Annotated in this window: 9 protein-coding genes; 5 read left to right on the top strand and 4 right to left on the bottom strand. The window is 70.2% G+C overall.

The window, feature by feature from the left end; all coding sequences use genetic code 11:
- Positions 1-12: 12 nt before the first annotated feature.
- On the top strand, positions 13-1,362 hold the full coding sequence (locus tag A4U64_RS02190; RefSeq protein WP_029546020.1) for a cytochrome P450: 1,350 nt from the start codon (positions 13-15) through the stop codon (positions 1,360-1,362).
- 1 nt (position 1,363) lies between these two features.
- Here A4U64_RS02190 and A4U64_RS02185 read toward each other — a convergent pair whose 3' ends face one another.
- Both A4U64_RS02185 and A4U64_RS02180 read right to left on the bottom strand, forming a co-directional pair.
- Positions 1,364-2,581, bottom strand: a complete 1,218-nt coding sequence (locus A4U64_RS02185; RefSeq protein WP_029546022.1) for an NAD(P)/FAD-dependent oxidoreductase — start codon at positions 2,579-2,581, stop codon at positions 1,364-1,366.
- Positions 2,582-2,824: 243 nt separating this feature from the next.
- Positions 2,825-4,942: a thiamine pyrophosphate-dependent enzyme gene (locus A4U64_RS02180; RefSeq protein ID WP_198163368.1), complete on the bottom strand. Its 2,118-nt coding sequence runs from the start codon at positions 4,940-4,942 to the stop codon at positions 2,825-2,827.
- A 131-nt stretch (positions 4,943-5,073) separates the two neighbouring features.
- Between A4U64_RS02180 and A4U64_RS02175 the strand changes: the two genes are divergently transcribed.
- Positions 5,074-6,048 (top strand): HAAS signaling domain-containing protein, encoded by a 975-nt coding sequence (locus tag A4U64_RS02175; RefSeq protein WP_029546026.1) that lies wholly within the window; start codon positions 5,074-5,076, stop codon positions 6,046-6,048.
- 10 nt (positions 6,049-6,058) lie between these two features.
- Here the strand turns inward: A4U64_RS02175 and A4U64_RS02170 are convergent, their stop codons facing one another.
- Both A4U64_RS02170 and A4U64_RS02165 read right to left on the bottom strand, forming a co-directional pair.
- On the bottom strand, positions 6,059-6,790 hold the full coding sequence (locus tag A4U64_RS02170; protein ID WP_006931648.1) for an HNH endonuclease family protein: 732 nt from the start codon (positions 6,788-6,790) through the stop codon (positions 6,059-6,061).
- Positions 6,790-7,809: a beta-ketoacyl-ACP synthase III gene (locus A4U64_RS02165; protein WP_006931650.1), complete on the bottom strand. Its 1,020-nt coding sequence runs from the start codon at positions 7,807-7,809 to the stop codon at positions 6,790-6,792. Before A4U64_RS02165 ends, A4U64_RS02170 begins: the two co-directional genes overlap by 1 nt.
- A 256-nt stretch (positions 7,810-8,065) precedes the next feature.
- Here A4U64_RS02165 and A4U64_RS02160 point away from each other — a divergent pair, with 256 nt between their 5' ends.
- The 3 genes from A4U64_RS02160 to A4U64_RS02150 all read left to right on the top strand — a co-directional run bounded on the left by A4U64_RS02160 (position 8,066) and on the right by A4U64_RS02150 (position 11,706).
- Positions 8,066-9,130, top strand: a complete 1,065-nt coding sequence (locus A4U64_RS02160) for a DUF4185 domain-containing protein (protein ID WP_006931652.1) — start codon at positions 8,066-8,068, stop codon at positions 9,128-9,130.
- Between the two features lie 30 nt (positions 9,131-9,160).
- Positions 9,161-9,769, top strand: coding sequence for a class I SAM-dependent methyltransferase (locus A4U64_RS02155; protein WP_029546031.1), 609 nt, complete (start codon positions 9,161-9,163; stop codon positions 9,767-9,769).
- A gap of 101 nt (positions 9,770-9,870) precedes the next feature.
- Entirely contained in the window at positions 9,871-11,706 is a 1,836-nt protein-coding gene (locus A4U64_RS02150; RefSeq protein WP_006931656.1) for an acyl-CoA dehydrogenase, read from the top strand.
- Positions 11,707-11,743 lie beyond the last annotated feature (37 nt).

The raw sequence follows: 11,743 nt of genomic DNA, 5'->3' as shown, positions 1-11,743 counted from the left end.
ATCGGAGACCTCATGACGAAAGTGCTCGCGCCCTCCCCGCCCGGCCTGACCGCGGTACCCGGGGACGCCGGCCTGCCCTACGTCGGGTACGCCCTCGACTACATGCGCAACCCGCTGAGGGCCTACGACCGGCGATACCGCGAACACGGGCCGGTGTCCTGGTTCCGGTTCGCGGGCCGGCCCTGGGTGGTGCTGCTCGGACCCGACGCCTGCGGCGCCGCGCTGCAGAACCGCGACCGGGCCCTCGCGAACGGTCCGGGCTGGCGGACCCTCATCGGCCCGTTCTTCGACCGCGGCCTGATGCTGCTCGACGGCGACGAGCACCGCACGCACCGCCGGATCATGCAGCAGGCCTTCACCCGGGACCGCCTGGCCCGCTACACGGACTCGATGCAGCCCGCGATCGCACAGGCCCTCGACTCGTGGACACCGAGCGAGGATTTCCGCGCCTACCCGGCACTGAAGGACCTCACCCTCGGGCTCGCCACGTCGATCTTCATGGGCGGTGCCGAGGGATCGTCGGCCACCGAGATGGCCGAGGTGAACAAGGCGTTCATCGGGTGCGTGCAGGCGGCCACGGCGATCGTGCGCTATCCCCTGCCCGGAACCCGCTGGCGCCGTGGCGTGGTGGGCCGCCGCCGGCTCGAGGAGTTCTTCCGGCGTTACCTGCCGGCCCGTCGCGCCGGCGACGGCGACGACCTGTTCACCGCGCTGTGTCACGTGGAATCCGAGGACGGCGAGCGATTCTCGGACGAGGACGTCGTCAACCACATGATCTTCCTGATGATGGCTGCGCACGACACCTCGACCATCACGCTGTCCACCGTGCTGCAGTACCTCGGCCAGTTCCCCCAGTGGCAGCAACTGTGCCGGGAGGAGTCGCAGGCACTCGGTACGACGACCCCGACCCTGGCGGACCTCGAATCGCTCACGAGCCTGGACCTGGTGATCAAGGAGTGCCAGCGGATCGTGACCCCGGTACCCGGCATCGTCCGGTACACCACCGCCGACACCGAGATCCTGGGCCACTTCGTGCCGCGCGGCACCCTGATCAACGTCGGGCTGCACTACAGCCACCACATGCCCGAGTTGTGGCCGGAACCGGAGAAGTTCGATCCCGGTCGCTTCGCACCGGAACGACGCGAGGACCGCGTGCACAAGTTCGCGTGGACGCCGTTCGGCGCCGGAGAGCACCGCTGCCTGGGCATGTACTTCTCCGGCGCCGAGATCAAGACGGTGCTGCACCACCTGCTGCTCGGGTACCGGTGGCACGTTCCGTCCGATTACGTTGCGCCGCTGAACTTCACATCACTTCCGTACCCGTCGGACGGGCAACCGATCGCGCTGCGCCGCCTCCGGTGACTCAGACGCGGCCCTTGACCATCCCGTGCCAGTACATGGCCGGCAGGCCGTAGCGCTTGAGCAGCCACATGTCGCGGCGATCCTTGGTGGTGTCGATGACCGGGATGCTCGGAGACGGGTTGAGCTCGTAGTCGAACTCCGCGAGCATCATCCTGTCCCGGGCGGTGACGAACGGGCAGGACGAGTACCCGTCGTAGCTCTTGCGCTTGCCGACGCCGCGCATCTCGGCGACCAGGTTGGCGACGAGGACGGGCGCCTGCTTGCGGACCGCCGCGCCGGTCTTCGACGTCGGCAGGTCCGCGACGTCACCGAGTGCGAACACGTTGGGATACCGGCGGTGCTGGAGCGTGTGCTTGTCGACCTCGACGTAGCCGAAGGGACTCGCCGGGTTGGCGAGCGGGCTCGCCGCGACCCAGCCGGGCGCGCGCTGCGGGGGCACGGCGTGGAGCATGTCGAACCCGACGACTTCCTCGGTGCCGGTGGCGTTGTTCACGATCGTCGCCTTGCGCGACGATCCGTCGAGCGCGGTCATCTCCGAGCTCAGGCGCACCTCGATGCCGTACTTCGCGGCGACCCCCTCGAGGGTCTGTCGCCAGGACGGGATGCCGAACATCGAGTCGCCGGGCAGGACGAGCATGACGCGGATCCCGTCCAGCAGGCCCTGCCGCCGCCAGTAGTCGGAGGCGATGTAGGCGATCTTCTGCGGCGCGCCGGCGCACTTGATGGGGCCGGCGGGCTGGGTGAAGATCGCCGTGCCGGAGCGCATGTTCCGGATCAGCTCCCACGTGTAGGGGGCGTACTGCGAGGAGTAGTTGCTCGAGACGGCACCGTGCCCGACGGCCTCGGCGAGGCCCGGCACGCCGTCCCAGTCGAGTTGCAGGCCGGTGGCCAGCACAAGGTAGTCGTAGCCGACGACGGTCCCGCGGTCGGTCGTGACGGTCTGCGCGCCGGGGTCGACGGCGGTCGCGGCGGCCCGGATCCACCGGACGCCCTTGGGGATCAGCTTCTCCTCGGCTCGGCGGGTCTCGTCCAGCGACGCCTGTCCGCCGCCGACGAGCGTCCACAGGGGCTGGTACCAGTGCTCGTCGGAGGGCTCGATCACCGCGATGTCGGTGACGCCGGCCCGGCGCAGGCGCGCAGCGGTCGCGATTCCGGCCGTGCCACCTCCGACGACGAGTACTCGATGTCGCGCGGCACCGTTGCCTGAATGGAGCGACATGTGAACAGTCCTTTCCGTCCGTGACGCAGGCGCGGACGCGGGCTGGGCCTCCACGCCCCTTGATACCCGGTGGGGTATTCAACGACGACTGTAGACCCGGGCCCGGGACTCTTCAAGTACCCCTCCGGGTATTCCTGCCCGGTGAAGGTCCCCGCTTCCCGGGACCTTCGTCCCTGCCGGGCGGGGCGCGAGGCCGTCGAGCTGCGCGACGGCGGCGACCAGGAGACGACCGCGACCGCGCCTCTACTCCGTCGCCGCGCTGACGACGTCGTCCTCGGACAGCAGCACCTCGGCCGCCGCCGGGCCGAGCGGCACGAAACTGTCGCGGCTGGTGACCCGCGAGATCCGGCCCCGGTAGCCCGCGTCCACCAGTGCGGTGACCACCGCCTCCGACACCCCGCCGCTGCGCCGCGTCTCGTCCACCACCAGCACGCGCGGGAAGGACTGCGCGCACGCCAGCAGTTCCGCCAGCGGCAGCGGCGCCAGCCACTGCAGGTCCAGCACGGCGGCCTCCACGCCGCGCGCCGACAGCCGACGGGCCGCGCGCAGGCTCATCCGGACGCCGTTGCCGAACGTCACGATGAGCACGTCGTCGCCCGTACCGTATACCCGCACCGAGCCCGGCTGTACCGCAACGGAATCGGGCGGCTCCTGCCACAGCCCGTCGCCCTCGTCGTACAGGTCGCGCTCGTGGTACAGCGCGATCGGCTCGAGGAACACGCACACCCGGCCCTCACTGCGCGCGAGGTGCACGCAGCTGCGCAGCAGCGCCCCCGCAACCGACGGACGGCTCGGCACCGCGAGCACCAGACCGGGAATGTCGCGCAGCACCGCGACGGAGTTGTCGTTGTGGAAGTGCCCACCGAAGCCGCGCTGGTAGGCGAGGCCGGCGATGCGCACCACCATCGGGTTGCGGAAGCGGCCGTCGGAGAAGAACATCAGACTCGCCGCCTCGCCGCGCAACTGGTCCTCGGCGTTGTGCAGGTAGGCCAGGTATTGGATCTCCGGAATCGGCAGCAGGCCCGCCACCGCGAAACCCAGTGCCGTACCGAGGATCGTCTGCTCGTCCAGGATCGTGTCGAAGACGCGGTGCGGCCCGAATCGGCGGAGCAGACCGCGCGTGAGCCCGTACACCCCGCCCTTGTCCGCCACGTCCTCACCGAACACGAACGACTCCGGTATCGCCTCGAGAATCCCTGTGAGCGCGGCGTTCACCGCCTGGGCGAGCGTGCGGGGCTCCGGCGACGGGAGCCCCGGCTCGTCCGGAACCCGCCGGCGACCGTGCGCGTGCAGCGGCCGCATCACCTCGGCGGCCGATACCAGCCGCGGGGCGGTCGCGAGCGCCTCCATCTCGGCGGCGACGACGGAACGCATCTCCTCGTATCGTTCGAGAATCCTTGCGGAGGAAAGTGTTCCGCGGTCGACCAGAGTACGCGCGGTGGCCAGCAACGGATCCCGGACGTAGTCGGCGGCGATCTCCTCGCGGGTGCGGTACGCGGTCTCGGCGTCGGAGCCGGCGTGGCCGAGGAACCGCACCGTCTTCAGGTGCAGCACGGCCGGTGCGCGGGAGGTGCGGACGGCGACGAGCAGGTCCGCGACGGCGGTGAGCACGCCGACCGGGTCCGCGCCGTCGGCCGCGCGGTAGCTCACCCCCGGATACGACGAGAGGGTGCGTTCCGCCCAGCCCTCCGGCGTCCGGACGCTGATGCCGAACCCGTTGTCCTCGCACACGAACAGCAGCGGCAGCGGCAGCCCCCGGTACGCGCAGTAGGCGGCCGCGTTGAGCGCCCCGACCGCGGTGGAATGGTTCGCCGAGGCGTCCCCGAAGCTGCACAGCACCACCGAGTCCGCGGGCCACGGGCACTGCAGGCCCAGCCGGGCCGCGCGGGCGAGGGCGAACGCCGTCCCCACCGCGCGCGGCAGATGGGAGGCGATCGTCGAGGTCTGCGGGAGAATGTTCAACTCGGCGTTGCCGAACACCTTGTGCCGGCCGCCGGAGATCGGGTCCAGCGTCGAGGCGGTGCAGCCGGCGAGCACGTCCCGCACCGGCGTCGTGCCCGGCACCCGGGCCGCCCGCGCGGCATAGAAGGCCCCCGACCGGTAGTGCAGCAGTGCCGGATCGGTGACCCGGGACAGCAGGCCCAGGGCGGCGTTCGCCTCGTGCCCGGCCGAGCCGATGGTGTAGAACCCGGCACCGCGCCGCTGCATCTCCCGGGCCGCGAAGTCGAGGTGACGGGACTGCAGTTGGGCGTCGAAACAGCGCAGCACCAGCTCGTCCGGTACCTGTCCGGCCATGGCACGGCCGGCGCTCCAGCCGCGGACGGTGGCGGTGAAGTACTCGTCGAGCGGCTCGGCCGTCATCGCGCTTCCCCACACCCTCGCAGGTCCTGCCCAATACTGTGTACCGGCACAGTACCGCCCGGTCCCGGTCGGCGCGGGTCGCCCCGCCCGGCCGCACATGCAGGCCGGGACCGAACGGAAGGAACACCGAGATGTCCACCCGCCTCACCGACGGGGAACTCGTCGACCGGTACCTGCACGCCGTCCTCGTCCACCTGCCGCGGTCCCGGCGCGACGACGTGGCCGCCGAACTGCGCCGGCGCATCGACGACGCCGCCGCCGACCGCGACGTGCGTGAGGTGCTCGCCGGCCTCGGCTCCCCGGAGGATCTCGCCCGCACCTACCGGGGCGCCCCGCGGCACCTGATCGGTCCCCGGCTCTACGACACCTACCTACGGGTGCTGTGGCCCGTCGTCGGGGTCGTGGCGGCGGTGCTCGGCGGACTGACCCTGCTCGGCGCCCTGACCGAGGCCACCGCTCCCGCGGCCGCGCCCCTCGACACCGCCGACGTCGTGTGGGACGCGATCGACGCGGCCCTGACCGGCGGTGTGTACGCCGCGTTCTGGGTGACCGTCGTCTTCGCGGTGCTCGAGCGCACCGCGCCCGCCGGCACGGACCTCGGCCGGTGGGACCCGGACGACCTCCCGGCGGTGCCGCACGGCCGGGAGATCCCCGTCGGCGAGGCGGTCGCGGAACTGGTGTTCGCGGTGGTCGTGCTGATCGGGGTGGCGAGCCTGTCCCCGTCGCTCGCGCCGTCGTTCTTCGGTGCCGGGTACGAAGCCCTCGACCCCAGCTTCACCGACCGGCTGGTGCCGGCGATGATGGCCGTCGCGGCGCTGTGGGTGGTCTCGGCGAGCGTGGCGCTGGTCGTGCGCAGCTGGACGACGGCCGTCACCGCGCTGTCGGTGGTCTCCGATCTGCTCGCCGTCGCGGTGGCCACGGCCGTGCTCGTGCACCGGCCGTACTTCTCGCCGCAGTTCCTTTCCGACCTGCGCGAGCGCACGGGCTCCGACCTGACGGCTCAGCTGAACCTGGCGGTCGGCATCGTGTGCATCGTGGTGATCGTCGCCTCGGCGGTCGGGGTGGTGACGGCGGTCCGCAAGCACCTCGCGCACCGCCGCGCCTGAGGCCCGGCCGTCAGCAGGTGGCCAGGACGCCGGCCATCGCGTCCCTCTCGTCCGGCGTGATCCACAGGCCGTACTCCGCCTTCACCTCGATCTGCCGGGAGACGTAGGTGCAGCGGTACTCCGAGTTCGGGGGCAGCCACTGCGCCGCGTCCTTGTCGCCCTTGCCCTGGTTCGTGGGCCCATCGACGGCCTGCAGGTTCCGGGGATCGTTCGCGAGGTTCTTGCGGGCCTGCGCATCGAGCAGCCGCGCACCCTTCTGCCACGCGTCCGACAGGGCGACGACGTGATCGATCTGCACCGCCGACGACGTGTCGACGCCGCGCCGGAAGTAGATCTCCCGCCCCGTGTACGGGTCGTACAGGGTCCCCGCCTCGACGGTGCACTCCTTCGTCACCGGCGCCAGCTTGATGTTCACGAGATCCCGCTTCAGGACGTCGTTGCGCGTGTCGCAGCCGTTGCGCCCGCCCGCGACGGTCACGTCGTCGGTCCATGCCGGCCCGAACAGGGCGCGGTCGTAACCGCCGGACGGGTCCGGTTCCCGCACGGCGAGGCTCTTCAGCAGTTCGACCGCCTCGGCGGCGGCGGCCGACGACGGGGCCGGCGCGGGCGCCGACGTGGACCCGCCGGGACCCGCCTCGTCGCCGCCGTACGTCTGCTGGAGGACGACGAACGCGACGAAGGCGAGCACGTAGGCGAGCAACCACAACCAGCGCCGGCGGCCGGCGGAGTTCGCCGCGGCCACTACTGCGCGAGCGGCGGCATCTTCACGACCTGTCCCGCGTAGGACAGGCCGGCACCGAAGGCGAGCAGCAGGCCGAGCCCACCCGGCTGGACCTGACCGGTGCGCAGCATCTTCTCCATCGCGAGGGGGATGGAGGCGGCGGAGGTGTTGCCCGTCTCGATGATGTCGTCGGCGACGGCGACCGTCTCCGGCAGGTCGAGCTGGCGGACGATGACGTCGTTGATGCGCAGGTTGGCCTGGTGCGGGACGAACGCGTCGAGGGCGGCGAGCTCGACACCGGCCTTGTCGGCGATCTGCCGGGCGATCTTGCCCATCTCGAAGGCCGCCCAGCGGAACACCGCGGTGCCCTCCATGATGATCCAGGGCCGCTTCTGATCGGGGTTGTTCGCGAAGTTCACCCAGTCGGGTTCCTGGCGGATGGCGTCGGCCTGCGAGCCGTCCGATCCCCACACGGTGGGGCCGATGCCCACCTCGTCGGACGGGCCGACGACCACGGCGCCGGCGCCGTCGCCGAAGATGAACCGCACCGAGCGATCGGTGGGCTCGGTGGTGTCGCTCATCCGCTCGACGCCGATGACGAGCGCGTAGTCCTCGGTGCCCGCGCGCACCAGGTCGGAGGCGACGCCGAGGGCGTAGCAGAAGCCGGCGCAGCCTGCGGAGATGTCGAGGGCGGCGGCGCCGCCGGTGCCGAGGGCGTCGGCGACCAGCGCGGCGGACTGCGGGGTCTGGTACGGGTAGGTCGAGGTCGCCACGATGACGGCGCCGAGCCGGTCGCCGGTGATGCCGGCGGCCTCGAGCGCCTTGCGGCCCGCGGAGATCGCCATGTCGAGGACGGTCTCGCCGGTGTCCTCCGCGAAGCGCCGCTCCTTGATGCCGGAACGGGACTGGATCCACTCGTCGCTCGAGTCGATCTGCTGACAGATCTCGTGGTTGGTCACGATCCGCTCGGGGCGGTGCACGCCCAGCCCGAGCAGTGCGGTGTTCCGCAGCGGGGCGGGACCGGCGATCTGTGCACCCATCAGGCGAACTCCTCTTCTTCGTGCACTGGCTGTCAGTGCATCGCGTTCCTGACACGGTAACGCGCGCGCGAATCGTAGCGGAGCCGACCCGTCGGCCACGGCCCTTGCGCGCGGGCCGCCGGGACACGCCGACGGGCCCGGGACCGCGTGTGACTACTGCCACCTCCTGTTACCGTCTGTGGCCGTGCACACACGTAATGGGGGTTACCGACGTGCTTCCGCCCGCCTCGGAGTCCTTGCGCTGACCTGTGCCGCCGTGACGGTGGTTCCGTTCGCGGGCACTGTGGCGGCGAACCCGAACGCGATCAATCCCATCCCGGGACTCAACGGGGTCAACGGCCTGCCGGAGCTGCGCGGCCGCACCCAGGTGGTGGCGCAGCAGACCGGGATGCTCAGCACCAACCGCACGCAGGACATGAACGTGCTCGGCACCGACCTCGGCGTCATGTGGGACAACGGCCGCGGCCAGGTGCTGACCGCGTTCGGCGACACGGCGGGCCTCGGGCTGCCCAACCTTCTCTCGGGCAGCATCTGGGCCTGGCGCAGCAGCGCGCTGTTCCGCAGCTCGGACCGCAACCTCACGGACGGAATGACGTTCGACAGCGCGGCCCGTGACTTCTTCGGTCAGGCGAAGGAACTCGTACCGAGCCCGAAGATCCCGTTCGTGGAGATCAGCCGGATCCCCACCGCAGGGATCGCCGTCGGCGACACCCAGTTCCTGAGCTTGATGTCGGTGAAGAACTGGGGGCAGGCCGGCTCGTGGGAGACCAACTTCTCGGGGCTGGCCTTCTCCCACGACAACGGGGAGAACTGGACGGTGGCGCCGCAGACCGAGCGGCCGAGCGTCGGCGGGAACCGGAACTTTCAGATGGGCGCCTTCGTCCGGCACGGCGGGTTCGTCTATCAGTACGGAACGCCGCCCGGCCGCGGCGGCCTGGTGCACCTGGCGCGCGTGCCGGAACTGCAGATGCTCGATCTCGCGGCGTACGAGTACTGGGACGGCGGCGCGTGGGTGCGCGACGTGAATGCGGCCCGCCCGGTGATGGCGGGCGGCGCGGCCGAGCTGTCGGTGCAGTGGAACGACTACCTCGGGCAGTTCGTGCTGCTGACCACCGACGGCCACAACTCCGTGGTGCTGCGCCGCGCCCCGTCGCCCACCGGCCCGTGGAGCGCGCCGGAGGTCGTCGTCGACACCCGGGAGCTGCCGACGGCGTACGGCGCGTACATCCACCCGTGGTCGTCGGGTCCGGACCTGTACTTCCTCACGACCGTGCACCAGAACTACAACGTGCTGCTGCTGCGTACCACGCTCCACCCCTGACCGGCGCGGCGTCCGGGCTACCGTGCGTCCATGGACGCACAGGAGTGGGATGCGCGGTATGCGGAGAGCGAGACGGTGTGGGGATCGCCGCCGAACCCGGTGATCGTCGAGTTCGCGACGTCGCTGCCGCACGGCCGGGCACTGGATCTGGGGTGCGGCGAGGGCCGGCACTCGCTCTGGCTGGCCACGCGCGGCTGGGAGGTGACCGGCGTCGACTTCTCCCGGGTGGCGGTGGACAAGGCCCGGGCGATCGCTGCGCAGGCGCCGCGACGGGTGCGTGAGCGCCTGACGTACGCGTGCGCCGACGTGACCGAGGTCACCTTCGACGCCGAATATGATCTCGTCCTCTCCGCCTATCTCCATTTCCCTCCGCCACAGCGACGAGCATTGATCGACAATGTGATCGCGGCCCTGAAACCTGACGGAATCCTCATATTTCTGGGGCACGATTCGACCAATCCCACCGAGGGCGTCGGAGGTCCTCGCGATCCCGAGATCCTCTACACACCAACGGATCTCGCCGAGGAAATGCACGACCGTCTGGATATCCGGACCGCCGAGCGGAGAATGCGGGAAACGGACGCAGGAATGGCGATCGACGCACTGGTCGTGGCACGCAAACCGACCCTTGGCAGTTAGTTGCCCGGCGGGTAACATAGGCGGATGTTACCGACGAGTAATAACTTGGGCGGTACTCGAACACTGCTTGACCGCACCATCTCACTGGGAGTAGCGCAGACATGGGCCATTACAAGAGCAACCTCCGGGATCTGGAGTTCAACCTCTTCGAGGTGCTGAAGATTCAGACGCTCCTCGAGGCCGGGAAGTTCGGTGACCTCGACGAGGAGACCTCTCGTGGCATTCTGTCCGAGGTGAAGACCCTCACCGAGGGCCCCGCGGCGGAGTCGTTCGCCGAAACCGACCGCACCCCCCCGGTCTTCGATCCCGAGACCCACTCGGTCTCGCTGCCCGAAGGCTTCAAGAAGGCGTTCAACTCCTGGTACGAGGCCGGCTACTGGTCCATGGGCCTCGAGGAGGAGATCGGCGGAACGCCGGCGCCGCGCGCCCTGAGCTGGGCCGTCAACGAGATGATGCTCGGCGCCCAGCCGGCCGCCTTCATGTACGCCGCCGGTCCGTCCTTCGCCGGCGTGCTCCACGCCAACGGCACCGACGAGCAGAAGAAGTGGGCCGCGACCATCGTCGAACGCGGCTGGGGCGCCACCATGGTCCTGACCGAGCCCGATGCCGGTTCCGACGTCGGCGCCGGCCGCACCAAGGCGATCAAGCAGGACGACGGCTCCTGGCACATCGAGGGCGTCAAGCGGTTCATCACCTCCGCCGACTCCGACGATCTGTTCGAAAACATCTTCCACCTAGTCCTCGCCCGCCCCGAGGGCGCCGGCCCCGGCACCAAGGGCCTGTCGCTGTTCTTCGTCCCGAAGTTCCACTTCGACTTCGAGAAGAACGAGATGGGCGAGCGCAACGGTGTGTTCGTCACCAACGTCGAGCACAAGATGGGCCTGAAGGCGTCCGCCACCTGCGAGGTCACCTTCGGCGGCCACGGCGTGCCCGCCCAGGGCTGGCTCGTCGGCGAGGTCCACAACGGCATCGCCCAGATGTTCGACGTCATCGAGCACGCCCGCATGATGGTGGGCACCAAGGCCATCGCGACCCTCTCCACCGGCTACCTCAACGCCCTGGCCTACGCCAAGGAACGCGTCCAGGGCGCCGATCTGACCCAGATGACCGACAAGACCGCCCCCCGGGTCACCATCACCCACCACCCGGACGTGCGGCGCGCCCTGGCCATGCAGAAGGCCTACGCCGAGGGTCTGCGCGCGGTCTACCTCTACACCGCCGCCCACCAGGACGACGTCGTCGCCGAGCAGATCTCCGGCGCCGACCACGAGCTGGCGCACCGCGTCAACGACCTGCTGCTGCCCATCGTCAAGGGCGTCGGCTCCGAGCGCGCCTACCAGTACCTGACCGACTCGCTGCAGACCCTCGGCGGCTCCGGCTTCCTGCAGGACTACCCGATCGAGCAGTACATCCGCGACGCGAAGATCGACTCCCTCTACGAGGGCACCACCGCCATCCAGGCGCAGGACTTCTTCTTCCGCAAGATCGCCCGCGACCGCGGCGTCGCCCTCGCCCACCTCACCGGCCAGATCCAGAAGTTCCTCGCCTCCGACAGCGCCGACGAGCGCCTCAAGTCCGAGCGGGCCCTGCTCGCCACGGCCCTCGAGGACGTCCAGGCCATGACCGCCACCCTGACCGGCTTCCTCATGGGCGCCCAGGAACAGCCGACCGAGCTGTACAAGGTGGGTCTGGGCTCGGTGCGGTTCCTGCTCGCCTTCGGTGACCTGCTCATCGGCTGGCGCCTGCTCGAGCAGGCCGAGATCGCCCTCGCGGCCCTCGACGCCGGCCCGGACGCCAAGGACAAGGCGTTCTACGAAGGCAAGGTCGCCATCGCCGGCTTCTTCGCCAAGAACGTCCTGCCCGAGCTGACCGCCGTGCGCGGCATCGTCGCGAACGTCGACCTCGACATCATGGAGCTCGACGAAGCGGCCTTCTGAGCCGTGGCAGGTGGCCGTGGCAGGTGAGCGAATGTAT

This window comes from Rhodococcus sp. WB1, assembly GCF_001700945.1.
Lineage (GTDB): Bacteria > Actinomycetota > Actinomycetes > Mycobacteriales > Mycobacteriaceae > Rhodococcus > Rhodococcus aetherivorans.
Note: the sequence above shows the minus strand (reverse complement) of the source record. Positions and strands in the feature narration are given on the sequence as shown.

Bases quoted from the DNA above. Each gene is read 5' to 3' on its own strand.
- A4U64_RS02190 (WP_029546020.1), top strand. From the start codon at position 13: ATGACGAAAGTGCTCGCGCCCTCCCCGCCCGGCCTGACCGCGGTACCC.
- A4U64_RS02185 (WP_029546022.1), bottom strand. From the start codon at position 2,581: ATGTCGCTCCATTCAGGCAACGGTGCCGCGCGACATCGAGTACTCGTC.
- A4U64_RS02180 (WP_198163368.1), bottom strand. From the start codon at position 4,942: ATGACGGCCGAGCCGCTCGACGAGTACTTCACCGCCACCGTCCGCGGC.
- A4U64_RS02175 (WP_029546026.1), top strand. From the start codon at position 5,074: ATGTCCACCCGCCTCACCGACGGGGAACTCGTCGACCGGTACCTGCAC.
- A4U64_RS02165 (WP_006931650.1), bottom strand. From the start codon at position 7,809: ATGGGTGCACAGATCGCCGGTCCCGCCCCGCTGCGGAACACCGCACTG.
- A4U64_RS02155 (WP_029546031.1), top strand. From the start codon at position 9,161: ATGGACGCACAGGAGTGGGATGCGCGGTATGCGGAGAGCGAGACGGTG.
- A4U64_RS02150 (WP_006931656.1), top strand. From the start codon at position 9,871: ATGGGCCATTACAAGAGCAACCTCCGGGATCTGGAGTTCAACCTCTTC.